At 67.4% G+C, this 23417-nt stretch carries 24 protein-coding genes and 1 pseudogene; 9 read left to right on the top strand and 16 right to left on the bottom strand.

Annotation, left to right across the window (positions count from 1 at the left end):
- Window positions 1–16: 16 nt before the first annotated feature.
- Together QTH97_RS24215 and QTH97_RS24210 are read right to left on the bottom strand one after the other, a co-directional pair.
- On the bottom strand, window positions 17–532 hold the full coding sequence (locus QTH97_RS24215) for a CinA family protein (protein ID WP_286571037.1): 516 nt from the start codon (window positions 530–532) through the stop codon (window positions 17–19).
- Window positions 533–605: 73 nt separating this feature from the next.
- Entirely contained in the window at window positions 606–896 is a 291-nt protein-coding gene (locus QTH97_RS24210; RefSeq protein ID WP_286571036.1) for a YciI family protein, read from the bottom strand.
- Window positions 897–1034: 138 nt separating this feature from the next.
- Here QTH97_RS24210 and QTH97_RS24205 point away from each other — a divergent pair, with 138 nt between their 5' ends.
- Complete coding sequence (locus QTH97_RS24205; protein ID WP_286571035.1) at window positions 1035–1238, top strand: hypothetical protein; 204 nt, start codon at window positions 1035–1037, stop codon at window positions 1236–1238.
- Window positions 1239–1466: 228 nt separating this feature from the next.
- On the opposite strand, the gene QTH97_RS24200 is transcribed toward QTH97_RS24205, so the two are convergent.
- Window positions 1467–1952, bottom strand: a complete 486-nt coding sequence (locus tag QTH97_RS24200; protein ID WP_286571034.1) for a DUF2628 domain-containing protein — start codon at window positions 1950–1952, stop codon at window positions 1467–1469.
- 317 nt (window positions 1953–2269) lie between these two features.
- On the opposite strand from QTH97_RS24200, the gene paoA reads away from it, so the two are divergent.
- The 3 genes from paoA to paoC are packed head-to-tail and all read left to right on the top strand — an operon-like array spanning window position 2270 to window position 6075.
- On the top strand, window positions 2270–2935 hold the full coding sequence (paoA, locus tag QTH97_RS24195) for an aldehyde dehydrogenase iron-sulfur subunit PaoA (RefSeq protein WP_286571033.1): 666 nt from the start codon (window positions 2270–2272) through the stop codon (window positions 2933–2935).
- Entirely contained in the window at window positions 2932–3876 is a 945-nt protein-coding gene (locus tag QTH97_RS24190) for an FAD binding domain-containing protein (protein WP_286571032.1), read from the top strand. The genes paoA and QTH97_RS24190 overlap by 4 nt, the downstream gene beginning before the upstream one ends.
- A gap of 3 nt (window positions 3877–3879) precedes the next feature.
- Window positions 3880–6075 carry an aldehyde oxidoreductase molybdenum-binding subunit PaoC gene (gene paoC / locus QTH97_RS24185; RefSeq protein ID WP_286571031.1) on the top strand — a complete coding sequence of 732 codons (2196 nt, stop codon included), beginning with the start codon at window positions 3880–3882 and terminating at the stop codon, window positions 6073–6075.
- A gap of 63 nt (window positions 6076–6138) precedes the next feature.
- Here paoC and QTH97_RS24180 read toward each other — a convergent pair whose 3' ends face one another.
- Genes QTH97_RS24180 through QTH97_RS24125 form a run of 12 tightly spaced genes read right to left on the bottom strand, consistent with a single transcriptional unit; the run spans window position 6139 to window position 17657 of the window.
- The gene (locus QTH97_RS24180; RefSeq protein ID WP_286571030.1) at window positions 6139–6972 is read right to left on the bottom strand and encodes an alpha/beta fold hydrolase; all 834 of its coding nucleotides are present in this window, start codon (window positions 6970–6972) and stop codon (window positions 6139–6141) included.
- A gap of 1 nt (window position 6973) precedes the next feature.
- Entirely contained in the window at window positions 6974–7693 is a 720-nt protein-coding gene (locus QTH97_RS24175; protein ID WP_286571029.1) for an ABC transporter ATP-binding protein, read from the bottom strand.
- A complete protein-coding gene (locus QTH97_RS24170; RefSeq protein ID WP_286571028.1) occupies window positions 7690–8421 on the bottom strand; it encodes an ABC transporter ATP-binding protein in 732 nt (243 codons plus the stop codon). Before QTH97_RS24170 ends, QTH97_RS24175 begins: the two co-directional genes overlap by 4 nt.
- Window positions 8418–9371: a branched-chain amino acid ABC transporter permease gene (locus QTH97_RS24165; RefSeq protein ID WP_286571027.1), complete on the bottom strand. Its 954-nt coding sequence runs from the start codon at window positions 9369–9371 to the stop codon at window positions 8418–8420. The genes QTH97_RS24170 and QTH97_RS24165 overlap by 4 nt, the downstream gene beginning before the upstream one ends.
- 1 nt (window position 9372) lies before the next feature.
- A complete protein-coding gene (locus QTH97_RS24160) occupies window positions 9373–10275 on the bottom strand; it encodes a branched-chain amino acid ABC transporter permease (protein ID WP_286571026.1) in 903 nt (300 codons plus the stop codon).
- Window positions 10276–11475, bottom strand: a complete 1200-nt coding sequence (locus QTH97_RS24155; RefSeq protein ID WP_286571025.1) for an amino acid ABC transporter substrate-binding protein — start codon at window positions 11473–11475, stop codon at window positions 10276–10278.
- On the bottom strand, window positions 11472–12341 hold the full coding sequence (locus QTH97_RS24150; RefSeq protein WP_286571024.1) for an alpha/beta hydrolase: 870 nt from the start codon (window positions 12339–12341) through the stop codon (window positions 11472–11474). Before QTH97_RS24150 ends, QTH97_RS24155 begins: the two co-directional genes overlap by 4 nt.
- Window positions 12338–14707, bottom strand: a complete 2370-nt coding sequence (locus QTH97_RS24145) for a xanthine dehydrogenase family protein molybdopterin-binding subunit (RefSeq protein ID WP_286571023.1) — start codon at window positions 14705–14707, stop codon at window positions 12338–12340. The genes QTH97_RS24150 and QTH97_RS24145 overlap by 4 nt, the downstream gene beginning before the upstream one ends.
- The gene (locus QTH97_RS24140; RefSeq protein WP_286571022.1) at window positions 14704–15210 is read right to left on the bottom strand and encodes a (2Fe-2S)-binding protein; all 507 of its coding nucleotides are present in this window, start codon (window positions 15208–15210) and stop codon (window positions 14704–14706) included. Before QTH97_RS24140 ends, QTH97_RS24145 begins: the two co-directional genes overlap by 4 nt.
- Window positions 15207–16058, bottom strand: a complete 852-nt coding sequence (locus tag QTH97_RS24135; protein ID WP_286571021.1) for an FAD binding domain-containing protein — start codon at window positions 16056–16058, stop codon at window positions 15207–15209. The genes QTH97_RS24140 and QTH97_RS24135 overlap by 4 nt, the downstream gene beginning before the upstream one ends.
- 2 nt (window positions 16059–16060) lie before the next feature.
- Complete coding sequence (locus tag QTH97_RS24130) at window positions 16061–16543, bottom strand: SRPBCC family protein (RefSeq protein ID WP_286571020.1); 483 nt, start codon at window positions 16541–16543, stop codon at window positions 16061–16063.
- 37 nt (window positions 16544–16580) lie between these two features.
- Window positions 16581–17657: a 2,5-dihydroxypyridine 5,6-dioxygenase NicX family protein gene (locus QTH97_RS24125; RefSeq protein ID WP_286571019.1), complete on the bottom strand. Its 1077-nt coding sequence runs from the start codon at window positions 17655–17657 to the stop codon at window positions 16581–16583.
- 137 nt (window positions 17658–17794) lie between these two features.
- Here QTH97_RS24125 and QTH97_RS24120 point away from each other — a divergent pair, with 137 nt between their 5' ends.
- Window positions 17795–18430 carry a TetR/AcrR family transcriptional regulator gene (locus QTH97_RS24120; RefSeq protein ID WP_286571018.1) on the top strand — a complete coding sequence of 212 codons (636 nt, stop codon included), beginning with the start codon at window positions 17795–17797 and terminating at the stop codon, window positions 18428–18430.
- 676 nt (window positions 18431–19106) lie between these two features.
- Window positions 19107–19376 (top strand): hypothetical protein, encoded by a 270-nt coding sequence (locus tag QTH97_RS24115; RefSeq protein WP_286571017.1) that lies wholly within the window; start codon window positions 19107–19109, stop codon window positions 19374–19376.
- A gap of 235 nt (window positions 19377–19611) precedes the next feature.
- On the opposite strand, the gene QTH97_RS24110 is transcribed toward QTH97_RS24115, so the two are convergent.
- Window positions 19612–20766 carry a lanthionine synthetase C family protein gene (locus QTH97_RS24110; protein ID WP_286571016.1) on the bottom strand — a complete coding sequence of 385 codons (1155 nt, stop codon included), beginning with the start codon at window positions 20764–20766 and terminating at the stop codon, window positions 19612–19614.
- A gap of 558 nt (window positions 20767–21324) precedes the next feature.
- Between QTH97_RS24110 and QTH97_RS24105 the strand changes: the two genes are divergently transcribed.
- The 3 genes and pseudogenes from QTH97_RS24105 (at window position 21325) to QTH97_RS24095 (ending at window position 23388) form a co-directional block, all read left to right on the top strand.
- A complete protein-coding gene (locus QTH97_RS24105) occupies window positions 21325–21705 on the top strand; it encodes a hypothetical protein (protein ID WP_286571015.1) in 381 nt (126 codons plus the stop codon).
- A gap of 136 nt (window positions 21706–21841) precedes the next feature.
- The gene (locus QTH97_RS24100) at window positions 21842–22162 is read left to right on the top strand and encodes a hemagglutinin (RefSeq protein WP_286571014.1); all 321 of its coding nucleotides are present in this window, start codon (window positions 21842–21844) and stop codon (window positions 22160–22162) included.
- A gap of 975 nt (window positions 22163–23137) precedes the next feature.
- A pseudogene (locus QTH97_RS24095) lies at window positions 23138–23388 on the top strand (hypothetical protein).
- The last annotated feature ends 29 nt before the right edge of the window (window positions 23389–23417 follow it).

Below are 23417 nucleotides of genomic sequence, written 5' to 3'. Positions count from 1 at the left end.
GCCTGCGCGCATCCTTTCAGACGCGACTGGCAAGCAATACCTCTTCGAACAGCAGCAGAAGATGGCGTGCGAACAGGTCCATGTTCGCCGCGCGATCATGGCTGCCGGTCTCGAGGGTCCGGCTCCGCGTGGTCGAGCCGACGACGGCAATGCAAACGTGGCCCGGGGCATCGCCATAGGGACTGCCCGAGGGGCCGGCGGCGCCACTTTCCCCGAGGCCCCAGGACGCCCGATGGCTGACGCGGATCTTGCCGGCGACCATGCTTGCGTAGGGCTCGGTTTCCCCGCGCATGCCTGCAACGTCGTCCGCCGTCAGGCCCAGCAGGGCTTTGCCGGCCCGCCTTGAATACACCACCGCCCCTCCAAGGAAGAAGCTTGACGCGCCGGGTACGGCCAGCAGTGCGGCGGAAACGAGCCCGCCGGAAGACGACTCCACCACCGCAATCGTCTCTTTGCGCTCCTTCAACGCGGCCCCCGCCCGCTGCGCCAGATCGGCAAGCGAGGGAAGGCTGGAGTTTCTCGATGCAACCATTCTTGGCTTCCTCGTCGTGCGTCGGATTGATTCCCAATGTGATGCGCCGGCAGGGGTGTTCGCAGCCTGCGTCCTAGAGTTCCTTGAGGACTTCCGCACCTGGCGCCGTCATGCTGGGCGTGAACTCCACGACATCCGCCCGGGCGCAACCGCGTTTCACGAAGGGATCTTGCGCGAGGATGGTGTCGAGTCCTGCACGGTCGCCCGAGCGGGCAAGGATCACACCACCCTTGCGCGGAACCTGTCGACCCGACGCGATGAAAAGGCCGCTGGCGTAGTGCTTCTTCAACCACGCGACGTGCTGGGGCATGAGCGCGTCCAGTTCATCCAGCGGGCGCAGGTAGGTCAACGTGATCACGAACATGGCTGGGGTCCGTTGGGTGCAGGATTCATCCTATCGCAGCGCCATCGCTGCCAATGCGCAGCGCGCGGCATGCGCCTACTTGAAGATGGGCGGACGCGCCAGTGCCCGGACGAAGCGGGCGGGAGCAACTTGGACGGCATGAAAGTACTCATTGCCACCCTCCTCGCCGGTGCCGCCCTCGCGGGCTGCGTCGCCGTTCCCTATGACGCCGGGCCGCCGCCCGGTGCCTACTACGCCCGCCCGGCTCCGCCTGGGCCGCCGCCTGGTGCACGTCGCGACTACGACCGCGACGGCGTGCCGGACCGCTACGACCGCCGTCCGGACAACCCTTACCGCTACTAGATTTGGCCCCGTTTCTCCAATCGGAGAGGGGTCAGCCAGCAACGGAAAAGCTAGGGGCTGGCTTCGCCATAGGGGCAAGAACGGACAGAAACGGAAAAAATCTGTCAGACGAACGGCGTGACGCTAGCCACCTAGACGAAAACCATTAGCTATTCTCAGATAGGCGTTTGGTGAGTTGGCCCCCATTGCCATCCCTCAATTCTGGGCCTGGCGGCATCACAGAGGGAATTAACGTGAGTGCCCCACGCCGCCAGTCTGAGCTGCGAACGCTCGCGCAACCTTCGCCTTAGCTTCATCCAGCGAGCGCGCCTGAACTGCGTGCGTCATTTCATAGCCACGCCTCTCTAGGTCTGCGGCCCAATGCTTGTTTGCATCCAACGCATTCAACCAATTCATTGCACCCAAGAAGAGAAAGCTCCACCAGTCCCTGAGATTTTCCGCGCACTCAGGGTCGTATTGATCAAGGAAGAACTCTGCGGGTTTGCAAAGAACAGACACGAGAAATGGATTATCAAAGCTGCCGTTCACCAAACCGAACACGAACAACGTCGCGAGAGTGCCAGCGAGCCGCACCCAGAGCTTGCGCCACGCGAACCAAAGGGGGCCGATGAGCATGGCCGGCCACGAGAAGTCCATCCTTACTGCACGGGGATACAGCACCGGATGCTCGTAGAAGCGGTACTCGAACAAGCCAGCCGTTGCGGGATCACTCATGCCGACGATTGTGCGCGCGGCATGGGAGTTCCTTGTGCCAAGTTTTCCACGCTCCCGCCCTGCAAACGTTGACCATGGGCAGGTCCACGCATGTCTGAGGTGGTGCTGAGCCAATTCACCAGCACATCAGCCCGGCGCATGAGCGGATACAGAGCGTCGGCGCATCAGGCTGAACCCAGCGGCTACGCGAAGCGTGCGGTGAAGGAGCATGAGGTGCAGGAATCTCCTACGGCATGCGCCGGCCAATCCTGACCAGCCGCCACACCGAGCCCTCTAGTCTGATCTTTTTCGCGCCAGAGCCGCGACGGAGACCCACGATGACATCGACCACAGGTGACATTCTCGAAGTGCGTCGGCGAGGCGTGCTCGTCGGCAGCCTGGCCACGGCGGCAGGCGCGCTGATGCCGGCCTCGCGATCCGAAGCGCAAGCGACCGGCGCGCCGGGCCAGGGCGGGGTTACCGCGGCGCCACCGGCCGCGCAGGTTACGCTCAAGGTCAACGGCCGGGCGCACACCTTGACGCTCGATACGCGCACCACGCTGCTCGACGCCCTGCGCGAGCACTTGCACCTCACCGGCTCGAAGAAGGGTTGCGACCACGGGCAGTGCGGTGCCTGCACCGTGCTGGTGGGCGGGCGACGCATCAACAGCTGCCTCACCCTCGTGGCGATGCACGACGGCGACGAGGTCACGACGATCGAGGGCCTGGGCACGCCGAGCAAGCTCCATCCGTTGCAGGCCGCCTTCATCAAGCACGACGGCTTCCAGTGCGGCTACTGCACGCCGGGACAGATCTGCTCGGCGGTGGGCACGCTCGCCGAGATCAAGGCCGGCATTCCGAGCCATGTCAGCACCGACCTCGATGCCGGCCAGCAAGCCACGCCCGAAGAGATCCGCGAACGCATGAGCGGCAACGTCTGCCGCTGCGGCGCTTACTCGAACATCCTGATGGCGATCCAGGAAGTCGAAGGAGCGAAGTCATGAAGGCCTTCACTTTCGAACGCGCGCCATCGGCCGCTGCGGCCGCCGCGTCGCTTGCGAACCACCCGGGCGCGAAGGTGATCGCGGGCGGCACGAACCTCCTCGACCTGATGAAGCTGCAGATCGAGACGCCCACGCATCTGATCGACATCAACCACCTCGGTCTCGACCGGATCGAGCCCGATGCCGGTGGCGGCCTGCGCATCGGCGCGCTGGTGCGCAATACCGACCTCGCCGCCGACGCGCGCGTGCGCCGCGACTACGCGGTGCTCAGCCGTGCGCTGCTGGCCGGTGCGTCGGGCCAGTTGCGCAACAAGGCGACCACCGCCGGCAACCTGCTCCAGCGCACCCGCTGCCCCTACTTCTACGACACGACCAAGCCCTGCAACAAGCGCCAGCCGGGCACCGGTTGCTCGGCGCAGGGCGGCTTCGACCGAAACCTCGCGATCCTCGGCGCGAGCGAGCAATGCATCGCGACGCACCCGAGCGACATGGCGGTGGCGATGCGCGTGCTCGATGCCACGGTGCAGGCAGTGCGCGCCGACGGCTCCCAGCGCACGATCCCGATCGCCGAGCTGCATCGCGCGCCCGGCAGCACGCCCGATGTAGAGACGGTGCTCGCGCGGGATGAAATCATCACCTCGGTCACCCTGCCCGCGCCGCTCGGCGGCAAGCATTTCTATCGCAAGGTGCGCGACCGCGCCTCGTACGCCTTTGCGCTGGTGTCCGTGGCCGCGGTCATCCAGCCCGACGGGCGCGGCCGGTTCGCCTATGGCGGGCTCGCACCGAAGCCCTGGCGGGTGGAGGTGGCCGAGCAGCAGGGCAGCGCGCAGGCCATCACGCAGGCCACGCTCGCTGGTGCGCGCACCAGCGAGCACAACGCATTCAAGCCGGTGCTGCTGGAGCGCACGCTGGCATCGGTGCTGTCGGAAGCGAAGGGCTGAGTCATGAAATTCGATCAACCCGCGACCCGCAATCCGATCGACCGCCTGCAGGTTGTCGGCAAGCCCTACGATCGCGTCGACGGTCCCTTGAAGACGACGGGCACCGCGCCCTACGCCTACGAGCGGCACGACGTGGTGCCCAACCAGGCCTACGGCGTGATCGTCGGTGCCGCGATCGCCAAGGGGCGCATCGTGCGCATCGATACGAGCGCGGCGCGCGCCGCGCCCGGCGTGCTCGCGGTGGTCACGCACGAGAACGCGGGCAAGGTCGGCAAGGCGAAGGCGATCACCGCGAAGCATCTCGCGGGGCCGGAGGTCGATCACTTCCACCAGGCCGTGGCCGTGGTCGTCGCCGACAGCTTCGAGCAGGCGCGCGCGGCAGCCCATCTGGTGCGCATCGACTACCAGGCCGCATCCGGCCAATTCGATCTCGCGCGCGGGCGCGAGTCGGCGGTCAAGCCGAAGATGGATGACCAACCGCCCGATTCCGCCGTGGGCGACTTCGACGGTGCGTTCGCGCAGGCGCCGGTCAAGGTCGAGCAGACCTACACGACGCCCGACCAGAGCCACATGGCGATGGAGCCCTTCGCGACGATCGCCGCATGGCAGGGCGACAAGCTCACGCTCTGGACCTCGTGTCAGATGATCGACTGGGCGCGACGCGACCTGTCCGAGATCCTCGGCATCCCGCGCGACAAGTTGCACGTCATCTCCAGCTTCATCGGCGGAGGCTTCGGTTCCAAGCTGTGGGTGCGCAGCGATGCGGTCATGGCCGCGCTGGCATCGCGCGCGGCGGGCCGTCCGGTCAAGGTGGCGCTCGCGCGGCCGCACATTCCCAACAACACCACCCACCGGCCCGCGACCATCCAGCGCATCCGCATCGGCGCGGGGCGTGATGGACGCATCACCGCGATCTCGCACGAGAGCTGGTCCGGCGACTTGCCCGGCGGCCAGCCCGAAACGGCGGCGATGCAGACACGCCTGCTGTACGGCGGCGCGAACCGCCTGACCTCGCATCGCCTTGCGACGCTCGACCTGCCCGAAGGCAACGCGATGCGCGCGCCGGGCGAAGCCCCCGGGATGATGGCGCTCGAGATCGCGATGGACGAGCTCGCCGAAGCGCTGAGGATGGACCCGGTCGAACTGCGCATCCTCAACGACGTGCAGACCGACCCGGAGAAGCCGGGCCGCGCGTTTTCGCACCGCGACCTCATTGGCTGCATGCGCACCGGCGCGCAGCGCTTCGGCTGGGAGCGCCGCAAGGCAACGCCCGGGCAGGTGCGCGACGGGCGGTGGCTGGTGGGCATGGGCATGGCCAGCGCGTTCCGCGGCAACCTCACGATGAAGTCCGCCGCGCGCGTGGCGATCGATGGGCGCGGCAAGGTCACGGTGTCCACCGACATGACGGACATCGGCACCGGCAGCTACACCATCATTGCGCAGACCGCCGCCGAGATGCTCGGCGTGCCGCTCGCGCAGGTGGAGGTGCGGCTTGGCGATTCGGACTTTCCGGTTTCCGCCGGTTCAGGCGGCCAGTGGGGCGGCAACAGCTCGACCGCGGGCGTCTTCGCGGCCTGCATGAAGCTCCGCGACGCGATTGCGCGCAAGGCGGGCCTGATGCCGGCCGACGCGCGCTTCGCGGAGGGACGGGTCAGCGCCGGTACCCGCAGCTTAGCGCTGGCCGAGGTGGTCGGCCGCAACGGCATGACGGCCGAAGACGCGATCGAGTTCGGCGAACTCACCAAGACCTACGCGCAGGCCACCTTCGGCGCTCACTTCGCCGAAGTCGCCGTCGACGCCGCCACCGGCGAGGTGCGGGTGCGCCGCATGAGCGGCGTCTTCGCGGCCGGCCGCATCCTCAATCCGAAGACCGCTCGCAGCCAGGTGATCGGCGCGATGACCATGGGCCTTGGCGCGGCGCTGATGGAGGAAGCGGTGGTGGACACGCGGTTCGGCTATTTCGTCAACCACGACCTCGCCGAGTACCACGTGCCGGTGCATGCCGACGTGCCCCTGCAGGAGGTCATCTTTCTCGACGAAGTGGACGAGAAGTCTTCGCCGATGAAGGCCAAGGGCATCGCGGAGCTGGGCCTGTGCGGCTGCGCCGCGGCGGTGGCCAACGCGGTCTACAACGCGACCGGCGTGCGGGTGCGCGACTATCCGATCACGCTGGACAAGATCATTCGCTCGCTCATGTGAGTCGGGCGGCCGTGGGGATCGCTCGGACATCCCCGAGGCCCGCTTCGGGCGACCGCACCCGATTCAGATCGGCCAGTGCCCGGGCACGGAGCCTAGAGCGGCGCGCGGCGTGAGCCATTCGATCGCTGCCCGATTGAACGCCTCGGCGTTCTCGATATTGCTCAGGTGCCCGGCGTCCGGCAGGACGGTGACCGGCGCGCCGCCGATCTTCGCCGCCATCTCGTAGTGCATGGCCGGGGGCGTCAGCCGGTCGTCCGCACCGACCACGAAGTGGGCCGGCGCCGCGATCCGCGTGATGTCGCCGAGCACCACCTGATCGACGGTGGCCTGCAGCGACTTGATGTACGAAGCCTTGTGCAGCGCAGCGATGCTGTCCACCAGTTGCTGCAACTGCGCGGGCGTCGCCTTGGGCCCGACCAGCGACCGCGCCACCGCATCGGCGATGTCGGCCGGCTCCTTGCCGGCAAGGAGTGGCGCGCGGCGGCTGTCCACGAAGGCCTGGCGTTGCGCCGGCGTGAAGGCTTCGAAACCCTCGTGCGTATCGAGCAGCGTGAGCGTCGCGATGCGCTCCGGATGCAGCAGCGCGGTGCGCATCGCGATGCGCCCGCCCATGGACAGGCCGACGAGATGCGCACGCTCGACGCCGAAGTGATCGAGTACGCGCAGCACGTCGTCGACGAAATCGTCGAAGGCCAGTGCACCCTCGTAGTCCTCGCTGTCGCCATAGCCGCGCGCATCCCAGGCCGCGCAGGCAAAGTGCGGCGCAAAGGCCGGCAGCTGTGCGCGCCAGTTGCCTCGATTGCCGCCGATGCCATGCATGAACAGGGCGAACGGGCCTTCACCCGCGAGGTCGACGGCCAGCGACGGAGCGCCGGGGATGCGGTAGGTCACGGGCATGTCAGAGTCCCAGATAGGCTTGGCGGATGCGGGGATCGCCGGCGATCTCGGCGGCCGGCCCTTCGGCGGCCACACGACCGTTCTCGACGACGTAGGCATGGGTGGCGACTTCCAGCGTGCGGTGCACGTCCTGCTCGGCCAGCAGCAGCGTGAGGCCTTCCGCCGTCAGCCGCCGCACCAGCGCGAAGATCTCGAGCGCCATCACCGGCGCGAGGCCCAGCGTCGGCTCGTCCAGCAACATCAGCCGAGGCTCGGCCATCAGGCCGCGCCCGATCGCGAGCATCTGCTGCTCGCCGCCCGACAGCGTCATGGCCTGCTGCGAGCTGCGCTCCCGCAGGCGCGGGAAGATGTCGAACACGCGCTCGACGTTGTGCTTCCACCGCGGGCGCGCCCGCACGTTGACGCCGCCCAACCGCAGGTTCTCGTGCACGGTCAGCGAGGGGAACACCATGCGTCCCTCGGGCACCAGGACCAGGCCGGCCAGGACCCTGCGGTCCGCGGCGGCGTGGCCGATATCCTCTCCGAGGAACCGCAGCGCACCGCCCTGCACCGGCAGCAGCCCGCACAGGGTCTTCATCAGCGTCGTCTTGCCGGCCCCGTTCGCGCCGAGCAGCGCGGTCACGCCTCCTTCGCGCACCTGCAGCGACAGGCCGTGGACCACGCGCGTCGAACCGTAGCCGGTGACCAGGCGGTCGACTTCCAGCATCGCCGTGTTGCTCATGCATGCGCTCCGAAGTACACCGACAGCACCTTCTCGTTGTCGCCGATCTGCGCCGGCGTTCCCTCGGCGATCAGTTCGCCGTGGTGCAGTACGACGATGCGGCCGCACAGTTCCATCAGCGCCCGCATGACGTGCTCGATGACCAGCAGGGTCAATCCCCGCGATGCCTGGAGATGGCGCAGGGTCGCCAGCATCTGCCCGACTTCCGTCGGCGTCAGGCCGGCCATGACCTCGTCCAGCAGCAGGAGCCGGGCGCCGGTCGCGACGCAGCGCGCGATCTCGAGGCGCTTCTGTCCCGACAGCGTCAGCGACGAGGCCGGGCGCCCGGCAAAGCTCGCGAGGCCCACCTCGTCGAGCACCTGCAGGGACGCCGCATCGGCGTCGGCGCGGCGCCGGAGCTGCGCGTGCCCGAACATCGCGCCGGTGCGCAGGTTCTCCAGTACCGTGAGCGAGGGAAAGGGCTTGACGATCTGGAACGTGCGCGCGACGCCGAGCCGGCAGATCTGGTCGGGCCGAAGGCCGACGACGGGCGCGCCGTCGAACGCGATGGCACCGGCGGACGGCCGGGAATTGCCGGCGATCAGGCTGAACAGCGTGGTCTTGCCGGCGCCGTTGGCGCCCATCACACCGACGATCTCGCCGGCGCCCACATCGAATGACACGTCGTGCAGCGCGGTCAGGCCGCCGAAGCGCTTGCCGAGACCGCGCACGGAGAGCAATGCGCTCATGGCCGGGCTCCTGCTGCGCGTGCCTCGCGTGCCTCGCGCCGGCGAGTGCGCGCGCCGGCCAGGCCGACCAGCCCGTTCGGCAGCACCAGCACGAAGGTGATCAGGATCGCACCGAGGATGATCATGTAGAGCAGCGGCGCATTGGCCCACAGCAACTCCTGGATCAGGAACAGGAACACCACGCCGAGCACCGGTCCCTTGGCGTTGTCGCCGCCGCCCAGGATCGCCATCGCAATCACGGTGATCGAGATCATCGGATCGAAGACGCCGCCGACCACGAAGTAGGTCGAGCGCAAGGCCATGACCGCGCCGACCATGCCCGGAATCGCCGCGGACAGGACGAACGCGATCAGCTTGAAGCGCACCACCGGCACACCCAGCGTCTCGGCCGCCTCCTCGTTCTCGCGCAGCGAACGCAGGCCGTGGCCGAAGCGCGAGCGGCTGACCCAGGTGAGCAAGCCGGTGGCGAGCAGCGCCAGCGCGAACATCGAGAAGTAGACGACCACCAGGTCCGGCGTGCCGAACAGGATGCGGCTCGCCGTGCCGCTCGCGGACTCGGCCGCCATGATGCTGAACTTGACGAGTTCCGCGAGGCCGAAGGTCAGGATCACGAAATAGGGGCCGCGCACGCGCAGCACCGGGAGCCCGACCAGCGCCGCGAAGATCGCCGCCAGGGCCCCCGCCGCGAGGATCACGAGCGCGAAGGGCAACTTCTGCCACGTCACCACCATCAGGTAGGCGCCCAGGCCATAGAAGACCACGTGGCCGAGCGACACGTAGCCCGTCATCTTCGACAGCACGCACCAGCTCTGCGTGAGAGCCAGCCACATCAGCAGCGTGAGCCCGGTGCCCACGAGATAGTCGTTCGCCACGAACGGAAGCGCCGACATCGCGATCACTCCGATCGTCACGGCGGCCAGCCAGGCCCGATCGCCCCAGGGATTGTTCATGTCACTTTCGGGTCGAGCGCCTGGCGAGCAGGCCGTTGGGAAAGAGCAGCAGCGCGCCGACGAAGCAGCCGTAGAGCAGCACCGAGCGCAGGTTCGCCGACGTCAGGGCCACGCCATAGGTCTCGATCACGCCCAGCAGCAGCGCCGCCACCAGCCCCGCCATCACGTTGCCCAGGCCGCCGAGGATGATCACGATGAAGCCCGCGATCGTGAACGGAAAGCCCGAGAACGGCGAGAACTGCTCGAGCATCGACATCAGCACGCCGGCCAGCGCAGCGCTGGCAAAGCCGAGCGCGAAGCTGGACCATTGCACGCGATCGACGTCGACCCCGACGATGTAGGCGGCTTCCCGCCGCTCGATCACCGATCGCATCGCGAGTCCCGCCATGCTGCGGCCGAGGAACAGCGCGACACCGATGCAGGTCGTGCCCGCCACCACCAGGGCCGCGATGCGGTTGCCCGTCATCGCGACGTTGCCGACGCGCCAGACCTCGTCGAGGTACTGGTAGGCCCGGTTGTTGGGCGTGAACAGCATGGCCGCGGCGTTCTGCAGGATGATCGACAGCCCGAAGAACAGCAGCAGCGAGTTGCCCTCCATCCGCCCCGCGTCGCCCGGCGCGACGGCGAGCAGGCGGCGGAACAATCCCTTGTAGAGCCCGTAGCCGAGCAAGGCGCCGAGGCCCGCCACGGCCGGCGCGGCCACCAGGGGCGAGACGCCGGCGATGGTGAAGGCCCAGTAGCCCGCATAGGCGCCGAGCATCACGAGGTCGCCGTGTGCGACGTTGAGCATCCGCATCGTCCCGTAGACCAGGTTGAGGCCCAGCGCGACCAGCGCATAGAGCGAGCCGGTCACGAGGGCAGCAAACAGCAGCTGCCCCGACGACAGCACGTCGACGAACGGCATTTACCAGGACTTCTTGGCTTCGTACTGGCCGGTCGCGATGGACTTCGGCCACACGATCTGGAGCTTGCCCTTCTGCGTCTGCACGAAGGCCGTCGGCGTGATCGCGTTCTGCACGCCGTCGAAGCGCACCGGGCCGTTGATCGTCTCGAAGGTGTCCTTGCTGATCACTTCGCGGATCTTCGCCTTGTCGAGTCCGCCCTTGGCCACCGCGGACTCGAGGATCTCGAGCGACATCCAGGCGAGCGCCGAATTCAGGTAGTCCGGATCTTCGCCGAACTTCTTGACGTAGGCGTCGTGGAAGGCCTGCGAGCCCTTCCACTCGGGACGTGGCGACCAGTGCGCGATCGTGATCACGTCCTCGGCCGACGCCGCGCCGACCGCCTTGGCGAAGAAGGCGTCGCTCGGACCGATCGCGATGAACTGCACCGGGCTGGACAGGCCGAGCTCCTTGGCCTGCTTGGCGTAGAGCACCGAGTCACCCGGGTACGCAAGCGCGAGCACGGCATCCGGATTGGCCTGCTTGACCTGCGTGAGGATGGAGGTCATGTCCTTGATGTCCGGCGGATACTCGGTCGAGAACTTGACCTCGATCCCTGCCTTCTTCAGTTCCGGCTCGAGGTAGTTCTTGATCTCCTTGGTGAACGGCAGCACGTTGGCGATGACGACGGCCGTCTTCACGTTGTTGGCCTTCAGCATGGCGGTAAGTTCGATGCCGATGCGGTCCGGGATGGCCGAGGTCGGGAACCAGATGTAGCCCGGCTTGACCTGGCGCAGCGCCACCGATGCCGCCGTATTGCCGACCATCGGGAACTTGAACTTCTCCAGCACGGGCGCGATGGCGATCTGGAACGGCGTGCCCCAGGGCGCCAGCAGCAGGTCGACCTTGTCGTCGGTGATCAGCTTCTCGTAGATGCGCACGGCCTGCTCGGGCTTGGACTGGTCGTCATAGGTCACGAACTCGACCTTGCGCTTCTGGTCCCCGACGACCATCCCGCCGCGCGCATTGACCTGTTCCTTCCACAGTTCGTAGGTGTTGGATTGCGATGGCGTCGCATTCGCGAGCATGCCGGTCCGCGCCATCGAGTAGCCGATGCGGATCGGCTTGTCGGCCTGCGCGAAGGCGGTGGGGACGGTGGCCATCACGGCGAGCGCGGCGATGCCGCTGATGACCAACCTGCGATTCGATGTGGGGCTTTTCATTGACGTTCTCCTGTCGACGGGATGGGCGATGCGGCGGCCTGCCGCATCCACGCTGCTGCGAGTGCCGGCCACCCCGAGGGATGTTCGCCACAGGCGACGCTGGCCTCGAAGTGGTCTGCCCCTTCGAGGATCTGGACTTGCACGGGAACGCCGGCGGCGCGCAGCGCCGCCTCCATCTGCTGCGCCTGCGTGACGAGATGGGGAAAGTCGCGGCTGCCGTGGGTGATCAGGAACGGCGGGCAGGCCGCGGCCTCCAGGCGGTGCAGCGGGGAAGCGTCGGCATCGACGCGCGCTCCGTCGCCGGAGCCGAGGAAGCGCGGGCGCACCGACAGGCCGCTGCCCGGCCCGAAGCGATAGACGCCGGAGACCGGCAGGCAGCCGCGGACCACGTCCGCGGGCAACGCCCTTGCCGCGCGCCAGGCGGCCGTGACCGCCAGCAGCGCGGCATAGTGGCCGCCTGCGGAATGCCCGCCGACAAAGATCCGGCGCGGATCGCCGCCGTGCGATCCGACATGGCGCCATGTCCACGCGACGGCGTCTGCCGCGTCGTCGAGGCCGGCCGGGAAAACGTGGCGCGGCGCGAGCCGGTATCCCGCGCTGACCAGCACCACGCCCTGCGCCATCAGCGCGGGGGCCATGAAGTACATCCATTCCCTGTAGCCGCTGGTCCAGCCGCCGCCGTGGAAGAAGACCAGCACCTCTCCGCTGGGCTGCGGCGGGCGGAAGACCGCGAGCGTCTGGTACGGGTCGTCGCCATAGGCGGCCTCTTGGCCCGCGACGCCCTCGCCCAGCGCGAGGATGCGCTCCTGGTACGCCACGCCGAGCGGGGACAGGGGCTCCTGCGGCGGGTAGTGGTCGAGCTTCACGCGGCGCCCTCCTCGCCGTGCTGAGCCAATAGCCCCTTCAGCACCCGCTCGGCGCTCAGCGGCAGCTGGTAGAGCCGGACGCCCGTCGCCTGGGCGATGCCGTTGGCGATGGCCGCTGCCACGCCATTGATGCCGATCTCGCCCACGCTCTTGGCGCCGAACGGTCCGCTCGGCTCGTTCGACTCCACCAGGTAGGCATGGATGCTGTCGGGCAGTTCGGCGAAAGTCGGGATCTTGTAGTCCATCAGGCTCGGGTTGGCGAGCCGCGCCCCGTCCCACACCATTTCCTCGGTCAGCGCGTAGCCCATGCCCTGCACCAAGGCACCCTCGATCTGGCCGGTGGCCATGGTCGGATTGATGGCCCGTCCGATGTCGCAGGCGGACCACGCGTTCACGACGCGCACCTTGCCGGTGAGTTCGTCGACCTCGACCTCGACCACCAGCGCGTTGAAGCTGTAGATGCCGATCTGCGGGAACGGCAGCCCTTCGACGACTGCCCGCTTCGGGTCCACGGTCTTCTGGTCGAAGACCCAGCTGTGCGTGCCGATGATCGGCCCGCCCGCCGCCCAGTGCGCGCGGCCGGAGATCTCGGCGAAGCTCACCGCGCGCTGCTCGACGCCCTTGATCGCAACACGGCCGCCGGACAGCAGTTCGAGGTCCTCGACCGAGCACTCGAGCATCTCGCTCGCGTGCTGCTTCAGCTTGCCCTCGACCTCCGCCGCGGCGCCGACCACCGAGCGGCCGGCGACGTACGTCACGCGACTGGCCGTCGTTCCCCAGTTGTACGGCGAGCCATCGGTGTCGGGGCTGGCGATCGCCACCCGTTCCACCGGCAGCTTGAGTGCTTCCGCGCACATCTGCGTGAGCACGGTGTTCGAGCCCTGGCCGATGTCGACCGCCCCCGTGTTGAGCAGCACCGTGCCGTCCTCGAGCACCCGCACGATGGCCCCCGAGGCGAGCAGTCCGCTGATGTGGGCCGTGAGCGCGACGCCGAAGCCGCGCTTGCGGTCCGACGCGCCTGCCGAGGGCGGCCGGTGCCAGCCCGACGCCTGCTCGACGATGTCGACGCACTGCGCGAGCCCATTCGACAGGATGGGCTGGCCGCCGAACCAGGGGTCGCCGCCGCAGAGCATGTTGCGGCGTCGCAGCGCGATCGGATCCATGCCGAGCTTGTGCGCGATCTCGTCGAGTTGCGTCTCCGACGCAAAGGTCACCTGCGGCACGCCGAAGCCGCGGAAGGCGCCGAAGCGCAGCTTGTTGGTGTACGCCACGCGGCCGTGCGCATGCACATTCGGGATGCGGTAAGGGCCGCAGTTCATCAGCAGCGCGTAGCCGAGCACGCCCGGACTGTCGTCGCCGTAGGCACCACCGTCGAGCAGCAGCTCGGTCTCGCGCGCGACGATCGTGCCGTCGCGCTTCACGCCCGTCTTCATGCGGATCGTCGCGGGGTGGCGGGCGCGTACCGACTCGAAGTCTTCCTCGCGGCTCAAGATCAGCTTGACCGGCTTGCGCGCCTTCATCGCGAGCAGCACGACGGCGGGCTGCACATGCGCCTCCATCTTGTTGCCGAAGCCCGCGCCGATGCGCGGCGTGAGGCAGCGCAGCCGCGTCATCGGCAGCCCCAGCGATTCGCACACGCTCGCCTGGACACGGAAGACCGACTGGTTGGCCGACCACAGGGTCACCCGGCCGGTCGCGTCGATCTCCGCGAGCGCACCGCAGGGCTCCAGCGACAGGTGGGCCTGGGCCTGGGTCTGGTAGCTGCCTTCCACCACCAGATCGCACTCGGCCCAGGCGTTGTCGGCATCGCCCGCACGGAAGGACGTGCGCGAACACAGGTTGCCGTCGGTGCCGGCATCGAAGACCTTCACATAGGAGGACGCTTGCTCGTGGATCACGGCCGCGCCCGGCGCCAGCGCCTCGGCCGGATCGAGCACCGCGGGCAGTTCCTCGTAGTCGACGCGGATCAGGCGGGTGGCCTGCCGCGCGATGGCCTCCGTGTCGGCCGCCACGGCCGCCACGATCTCGCCGACGTAGCGCACCTTGCCCTTCGCGAAGGCCGGCTCGTCCTTGATGAAGGCGCCCATGCGATGGGCATCGGGAAGATCGTCGCCGGTCACGATCGCTCGAACGCCAGGCAGCGCCCGCGCCTCGCTCAGGTCGTAGCCGCGGATGCGCGCGTGCGGCAGATGGCTCTGCAGGATGGCGCCATGAAGCATGCCCGGGCGAACCATGTCCGCGATGTACTGCGCGCTGCCCGTGAGCTTCTCGTTCGCTTCGAGCTGCGGGATGCCCTGGCCTACAGCGCCTGCAGCGCCTGCAGCAGCTGCAGCCACGGTCGTCGTTTCGAGGATCGCGCCGCTCACGATGCGGCTCCTTCGGCGAGAAGCGACCGGGCGGCGGCCTGCACGGCCTCGACGATCTTCACGTAGCCGGTGCAGCGGCACAGGTTCCCCGACAGCGCGGTGCGGATGGCCCGCTCGTCAGGGTCGGGATCGCGCTGCAGCAGCGAGCGGGCACTGACCAGCATGCCTGGCGTGCAGAAGCCGCACTGAAAGGCGCCGGTGTGCGCGAACGCCGTCTGCAGCGCCTGCATGTGCGGGCAGTCCAGCAAGCCTTCGAGCGTCTGCACCTCGGCGCTTTCGCAGTTGTGCGCCAGGCTCAGGCAGGCCCGCATCGGCACGCCGTCGACGCTGACGGTGCACGCACCGCAGACGCCCTGGTTGCAGCCGCGCTTGGCGGCGGTCAGTTGCAGGCGATCGCGCAGCACCGTGAGCAGCGTGTCGTGCAGGGCAGCGTCGACCTGGGCGCCCTGCCCGTTCACGTGCAGGGTCACGACGCCTTGGGACACGGGCGACGAAGGGGTCATGCAGCACTCCGGTGAGCGGCTTCGACGGCGCGCACCGCGCGCTGCAGAAGCCTGGGAATCAAGAGAAGCCGGTAGTCCGCGCTGCCACGGACATCGTCGAGCGGGTCGGCGCGTTGAACGAGCCACTGCGCTGCGCGCGCGATCGCGGCCTCGCTGCGGTCACTGGAAAGCAGTGCATTGGCCTCGGGATCCGCCAGCGGCGTCGGTCCGCAGGCGCCGACCGCCACGCTCATGCGGGCGTCGGCCTGCAGGCAGGCCGCGACCGATGCGGTGGCGTAGTCGCCCGCCACGCGCGCGTGCTTGATGTACACGCCCGCGCCAGCATCGGGCGCGGGCAGCAGCACCGCGGTCACCAGCTCGCCGGGCTCCAGCGCGGTCAGGTACCAGTCGACGAAGAACTCCGCGGCCGGCACCGTGCGCCGGCCCTGCACGGAAGCGATCTCGATGACGGCGCCCGCCGCCACCAGCGCCGGCGGATAGTCCAGCCCCGGATCGGCGAACGAGATCGAGCCGCCGATCGTTCCCATGTTGCGCACCGTGGCGTTGGCGATCTGCGAGGCCGCATGGGCCACCACGCCGGCGCTGCCCAGTGGCAGCGTGCAGGCGGCCGTTTCACGGTGGCGCGTGAAGGCGCCGATGCGCACGCGGCCGTCGTCCTGCACCGAGATCCCCTTGATCTCGTCGATGTCCGCCAGACTGACCAGCGCGGCCGGTTCGATCACGCGCGCATTGAGCATGGCCACCAGCGTGGCGCCGCCGGCCAGCGGCTTGGCCTCGGCGTCCTGGGCCAGCAGGGCCGTGGCCTCGTGGACGGTCTTCGGGCGATAGAGCCCCTGCAGGGTCGTCATGCTCAGTGGCTCGCCGGCGCCGCGGCCTGCGTCGCGGCCGCGCCGAGTTGTTCAAGCTTGCGCTGCAGGTTCGCGGCGAACTCGTCGCCCATGCTCTGCGCCTTCTTCTTCATCATGCCCAGCGCGAAGCGGCCGAGGCGGCCGGTCACCGAGACCTCGGAGCGGTAGCGCACCAGCGTGCCCTCGGGCGTCGCCTCGAGGCTCACCCGGCTGTCCGCCTGCAGGCTGCTGGCGTGGCCGCCCTCGTCGCCGCGCGTGACGGCCCAGACGTTCTCCTCGTCGCGCTTCGTGATCTGCACCTGCAGGTCGAAACGCGCCTTGATGCCGGCCATCGCGATCACGACGACCGCGCGGTAGCGATCCGCGTCGATGGCCTCCAATTTCTCGCAGCCCGGCAGGCAAGAAGCCATCAGGCCGGCGTCGAACAGGTGGACCAGCAGCGTCTGCGGCGCCGCCGCGATGGGAAATTGACCTTCGATCAGCATGAAGTGGGGCTCCGCGGGGAAATGGATTCGGTCTGCATCAGCGTGGCACGCGCTCGACGACCATCTTCGGATCGACCACGCGGCCGTCCTTCACCACGACGTTGCCGTCGAGCGCGATGGTGCAGCCGCGCATCGGCACGTCGTAGTGGCCGCGCGTGGTGCGCTTGCCGCCGCCCTGCGTGTTGGGGCCGGTCGAGAACAGGAAGTTGCCCGGGAAGCTGCGCGCCGCAGCGCGGCTGCGCTCGGGCGCATCGCCATGCAGCGCCAGCGAATCCCAGCGGCATTGCGGATTGAGCCCCCAGCCCAGGTGAGACAGGGCGTAGGGGTCGCGGTCGCCCTCGCTGACCTTGCCTTCGCCCAGCCACTCGCGCATCAGCGCCGCGTCCAGCCCGCCCTCGATGCTCACGATGTGGCCGTCGCGGATCTCGAGCTCGATCGCATCCTGCACATACCGGCAGTACGGCAGGATCACGATGTCGCCCGGCGCGATCACCACGCGGCCCTGGGCGCTGCCCTCGTTCGGAAAGGTGTGCAGCAGCCCCACGCCCCAGTGGTCGAAGCGTCCGGGTTCGTCCGCCATGCCGTACTGGCTCATGACCGGGTATTCGCCGCAACGGTACGTGAGGTCGGTGCCGGCCGCGCTCGTCACGCGCACTTCGCGCGTCTTCTGGTAGAGCGACTGCGCATGCAGCACGGCCTCCTTCAGGCCGGGCGGCGACTGCAGCTGGTAGAGATCGTCCGGCGCGTCGATGATCATCTGGACTCGCACGCCCTTCGCCTGGACGTCGCGCAGCCACTTGGAGAACAGCGGCACATGGAAGATCAGCACCATGTCGACCGCCATGAGCGCCTCGAGCGTGCCCTTGCATTTCCCGATGGTCGCCACACCCACGCTGGTCCATCCGGGGATCGCGTTGACGCACATCTCGTAGATGTCGAAGCCGATGTCCTGCGCCGCCGCGAAGGCGGCCTCGATGTACTCACGCCGGGTCCCGAGGTCGCTGACGATCGCGACCGTCTGGCCAGGCCCGACCCGGCACAGCTCGAACTGCTTGCGAAAGAGGGAGATGAGCTTCGCGGGGTTGAGCTCCTGGGTACGGATCGCTGCTTGCATCGGTGGAATCCTCTGGTGCCCGCCAGCCAATCGGCGGATTGAGAACTACTTTAGGAATCAAGCAATTGGATGTCAATAGCGAATACCATTCATTTTTGAGAGAATCCTTCACCACCCTTGGAACAGGACCGGATCCCATGTCACAGACGAAGAAGAAGGATGTGCGCGAGGCGATCCTTGCGGCGGCCTTCAGGCTGTTCGCCGCGCAGGGCTACAGCGACAGCTCGATTCCCGCGATCGCGCGCGAGGCCGGCATCTCGACCGCGAACGTCTATGTCTACTTCCGCTCGAAGCTCGACATCCTCTACACGCTGTACGAACCCTGGCTCAAGGAGCGCCTCGATCGGCTGGATCGTTCGCTGAAGCGGGTCGGCTCGCCCGCGGAGCGGCTGGAACGCCTGCTCGTCATCTTGTGGCGCGACCTGCCGCGCGAGAACAACGGCTTCGCCAAGAACATCATGCAGGCGCTCTCGACGACCCGGGGCGGCGACGACTACAGCCCGCACCTGCGGGAGCTGTTCCAGGATCGCGTCGCGCTTTGGCTGGCCGATTGCCTCGCCGTCACCCAGACCGAGAGCAAGGTCATCGCCGGCATCGTGCTGATGGCCTTCGACGGCTTCGCGATGAATGTCCAGCTCGACCACGGCATGGCGTTCAACGCCAACGCGGCGCGCCTTTTCAGCCGGATGCTGGGCGCCGCGTCGCCCGCTTCGCCCGCGCCGCCTGTGGGCGGCGAGGACGGCATGGGCATGCGCATGGGTACATCCGACTGAGCGGATCTTTCGCGCGCCGCCCGCCCGTTGGGTTCCCCCGTCATGCGGCCTTGCGCTGCATCCTCGCGCGCAACCGCTTCGACCGCGTGCGGCAACCCCCCATCGGATGCTCAGTCCGTTTGCCAGCTTGCGCCGGCATCTCGCCGCCTCCGTGCCTTGCTTTCATCGCCAGTTTCAAGTGCATGCCATGCAGCCTCGAATCCGCCCTTGAGCTGCCTCGTCCCTTCCTCACGTCAGCAAAGGAGACGGCCCCTGCCACGAAGATCGCCCCGTGAAGCACGGCCATGACCGCTTTTATTCCTGCCGCCAGCCGCCGTTGCTGTGTTCGTCGGCATTGAACTTGTGCGGCAGCAAGCTCCTGGGCTGCGATACGCCGCGGCCCAGCGTCAGGAACCCGCGCCCGACCGTGCCTGCAGTTCATTTGCAGCGTCGAGCAAGTGAGAGGCGTGGCGACCGATCAGTGCGGCTTGTTCGTCTGCGCCCGGCCGTGGAACGTTGGGCTCGCCTCGGGAGGGGAGCGCTGATCCGGCGCGCTGTCGTTGCTCAGGCAGGATGAGCAGCGATCTGATCGACGACATCGGGCGAGCCAACTCACCTCCCGGGTGACGCGGTGCGGTCTTACAGTCCGGCCTCCCCTGCCTTCGAGAATGGCTTCACCCAACCAGAAGGACATCCCATGAAAGCCATTGCAGCCATTGCTATCGCCATCAGCAGTATCGTGACGCTCGCGGCGTGCGATGTGAAGAAGACGGCCGAAGGAAACATCACGGTGCCCAAGTACGAGAAGACGCAGTCTGGCGACGTCACACTTCCCAAGTACGACGTGACGCCTCCGGACGTCAAGGTGACGAAGGAGCAGAAGACCGTGACGGTTCCGACGGTGAAGACCGAGGAGAAGGTGATTGAAGTGCCAAAGGTCTCGGTGACTCCAGCCAAGGACAAGTAGGCCGCAGTCAGGTCGCCAGTGGCCATTCAACCGTGGCCATTCGACAGTGGCCGGAGTCATTCCCGCGTGGGTGTCGCCTCACCGCTCGGTCCTCGTCGTTCTTCTCTGCTGCGGCTCCACCGAGCCCGTGGGTTGACCTGCATGCGACCGCTTGCACGTCCCCGAAACTGCCGCGCCACCCGGGACGTCCCGGACAGGGTCACCCTTCATCGAAGCGAGTCACTCGCAGGACGTCTCACGAGGGTCTGCCTGGCCCAGGGTCCACGCACGGGTTCTCGAAGAAGACGTCAAGCGTCGGAAAACGATCCGTACCTTCGATGCAGTCCAAGAGATACACGGCCAACCCCAGATCCCCCGTCCACAGCGAATAGCGCAACTGGCCGAACTGGGCGAGGTCGCGTTCGGTCTGACGGATGCCGTGCATGGCGAAAGCCCGAGCCCGTTCCAGCCACATGCTGTCGCCAAAGCGCCGATACAGCTTGAGGAAGGCGTAGCCGTTGCCTCCGGTGCCATGGCACAGGTTGGACCCCTTGCGCAGCGGACCCGCGGTCCAGGTGGTCTCCCCGCCCGCCACGAGCAGGTCATCCAGGCGATCCGACGGGAAGCCCGCGAGACAGATCACGAACCCCGGAGCACCGTGGCAAAACTGGACCAGGCCGGGCGATTCGCTGAGGCGTGAGCCGTCGAGTCTCGCGCGCCAGTTGGCTTGACGCCGGTCGCACTCGACCGTCCGGCGGATGGTGTTGGCGATGCACTCCTGCCATCCGGACCAGGCCGCAGGCGTGAGGAGCTGTCGTCCTTTGATCAGGACGCACGCCGTTGCCACGAACCCGTGAACCGCATCCAGGAAGGTGTAGGTGTTGCCATACAGGTCCTGCGTCCAGTAGTGGCAGCCGTGTGCTTCTGACCAGTGAAGCTGCGACCAGAGCTGCTGGGCCGTCGCACGGTAGAGCTCAAACCAGACGGCCTCGCCCGTCTGCGCATGCAGGAACAGCGAGGCCAGGAGTGTGCCTGGCGCACCCCACATCAGTTCTCGCGCAGGATGGTCGCGCGTGGCTTCCACAAGGTGGATGAGTTCGGAACAGGTCTCGCCGGAGGGCGTGTGCCACTGCTGGAGCAACTGGATGCCCGTGTCTCCCATGAGGTAGCTGCCAAACGGCTTCCCGGCCTCTTGGCCCATGGCCCTTCGATTGGGCGCCAGGAGCGATGTCACGTAGGGGGCGTAGTTGCGCTTCAGGCGGCAGGCGCCCCGAACTTCCAAGTAGCGGAGTGCCCAGAACACGCCGCATGCGCCCCAGTAAAGCATGTAGGAAGGCGCGCAGTCCGAACTGTCGTTGGGGTGGGTCGGCCAAAGCAGTTCAGGGGAGAACCGAGCTTCGGAAGCTTCCACAATTTGCTCGATTGTCCGGCGAGCAAGTGCCTCATCCCAGGCCTCGGGGACCAGCGGCTCGTGGCGCTGCGGGTTGAAAAGCCTTGCGGCCATGAACGCAGTCTACAAAGGAGCCCCGCGCCAGACCAGAGTGAAACGAGGTGGTGGCGCTTGAATACCTTGGAGAGGTTGCGCCGTCATGGCGAGCTGCGGCCGAGCGAAGGTCATCCCCAGCAGGCCGAAGCGTTCTGCGGCAGAAGACCAGGCACTCCTCGCCGCCTGTCGGCGAGAAATCGGACCTTCGACGGAGCGTCCTCTTTCCGCGAGGCGGTGCCTGAATCCGTCGGGCAATTTTCACGTAGACAGGCATCCGCCGGCCGCCTAGACTGTCCTCAATCAGTCACATTGAACGCATTCATCGTGTCCATGCATCTGTCGATTTCGAGCTTTCGCACCTTCGTTGCCGTTGAGCAGCGCGAGCGAATTTTGTTGGGCAGATAGCCCGCTCACTTCGCCAGACGCCCCTCTCAAAGGCAACGAGTTCAACTCGTTGCCTTTTTGCATTGATGGACCTGAATCATGTTCAATCTCAATCCTTTGACCCGGTTGCTTCAGCCGCCGAAGTCGGACCCCTCAGACCCGGCTGAGGGCCCCGCGTGGTGGCTGGTGGTTTTCCTCTGCTGCACTTGCGTGGTTGGCTGCGACCTCGCGCCAAGCGTCCTCTTCGTGGCGGATGGAAGCCCGGTTCGTCTGCTGCAACTGACCGATACCCAAGGCGAATGTCCTGCGCCGGGTCGAGTCTGTTTCCTGTCGACCTGGGACGGACAGGCAGCGCGTGGTTGCTGGACGCGCGAAGAGGGCAACGTCCGCGTCGTCCTTTCAGATGCAGAGCTCACCGTGCCGGTGGCGAATTTCCGCCCCACGGCCTACGCGGAATATCGAAATGCATCGCTGGACTAGCCCAGGCGGGGTGGGCGACGCGTCGGGAAGGCAGTTTGCAGTCGCGACCGAACCGCCCGCCGACCCATCTCCGGCAGGACCGCGCGCTGGCACGCCGCCGGAGCAAACGGCGGGCGGAGCGGCCCGCAGCCATGCCTTGCGCTTGAAGTATGAGTCCGCTGTCGCTGAACTCCGCGATGCGGCTGCAGCGATGCTTCGGTCTGGCGCCAGCCAGGAGGACGTGGCGCGTTGGGTGGTGGAGCAGCGCAACGCCCTCAAGCACACGTATCGCGACCTCACGCCCGCCCCGGTCGTGGACCGCATCGTCGCCAGAACGCTGGCGCGCTACGGCAACGCCATAGGCCCCAGCGCCGATCAACTCAGGGCCGCCGGAAAGTCGTGGCGGGACATCATCGATTCCGCGTCCCGCCCAGGTGACCACGGGGATGCCTTTTTGGTATCGCGTCGTTCGGCGTAGGACGGATGTCGGCCACCAGGTATCGGTCGCCCTGAAATCACCGGTGTCGTCAACACGAGGCATTGATGAATGCGCCGCTTGATGGCTTCACCGACAAGGTGCGGCGGATGCCTTGGTCGAGCGTGCGTGAGCCGCGCAAGCTCGCACAGGTGCAGATGCCAGTCCGGAGGTCGGACCCTGGCGGCCGTCCTATGGGCCTCCATGGCGCCCTTGCCAGCACTTCTGCCTTCGGTAGGTGCGGCGGGAATAGGCGACAAGCCGGTCGCCGGCGCCCGGAACGGCGTCTTCACCGTACGGGTGTCACAGAGCTGCGCCCCAGTGCCTGCACCCAGGAATGACCTCACCGAACTTCAGGTGCACTGAGCCGAGGCGACGACGCAGTGACCGGGGTCCTCCGCTTCGAGCACAACAGGGCGCGGGAACAAGGATCCGAGGCGACGCCTCGTTGTGCAAGTTTCGGCAGCTCCTCAGAATTGCGTGTGCACACTGACCTTGTCGCAGCAAGAATCGGCCAACCCCGACTTCGGTTCTGAATGAAATACGCCTGCCCCCGTTGCCGAGCACTGAGCATCCCCGGCCTCGCCAAACGCTGGTCGGACCGCCGCTTTCCTGCGAAGTGCGCGAAATGCGGCGGCCTGTCGCATGTGCTCGCAAGTACGTCCAGCGGCATCGTCGTCGGAACATTCCTCGTCCTCTTGGGGTCGATGGTCGCGGCTGCCGGCGCGATGTCCTGGTCCCTGGCCGTGAGCGGCGTTTGCTTGAGCGTCGCCTCCAACATGTGGGCGTGGAGGCGAGCCGTGCTGATCCCCATTCCCAAGGAGAGCGTGGACAACGCGCGGGCCGTGAGCTGGGCTCTCGCCGGCGTGTATGCGCTCATCGCACTGTTGGGGAACTAGGTTGCAAGACCGCAGCACCGGACCGTGCGCGGCCGTCTTCGGCCACGTCGAAGCGACACGGGATGACAGGAGACAACGAATGCCACGCGAGCACCCGTATTGGTTTCCAGCGAAGCGCTATGGTTGGGGTTGGGGCGTCCCGATACCTGCTGGCAAGGCCGGGCCGTGCTTGTCGCCTACTTGGCGCTGCTGGGCTTGGCTGCGCTGCTTTGCCGTCCGGACCGGGAGCCCCTCGCTTTTGTCTTGCTTGCCACGGCCCTGAGCCTCGTCCTTGTCGCCGTGTGCTGGGTCGAGGGAGAGCCGCCCAGGTGGCGGTGGGGCAAGGATTGAAAGGCCGTTGCCTGCGTGGCTGTAGGCTT

This window comes from Variovorax gracilis, from assembly GCF_030317115.1.
Classification (GTDB): Bacteria; Pseudomonadota; Gammaproteobacteria; order Burkholderiales; family Burkholderiaceae_C; genus Variovorax; species Variovorax gracilis.
Note: the sequence above shows the minus strand (reverse complement) of the source record. Positions and strands in the feature narration are given on the sequence as shown.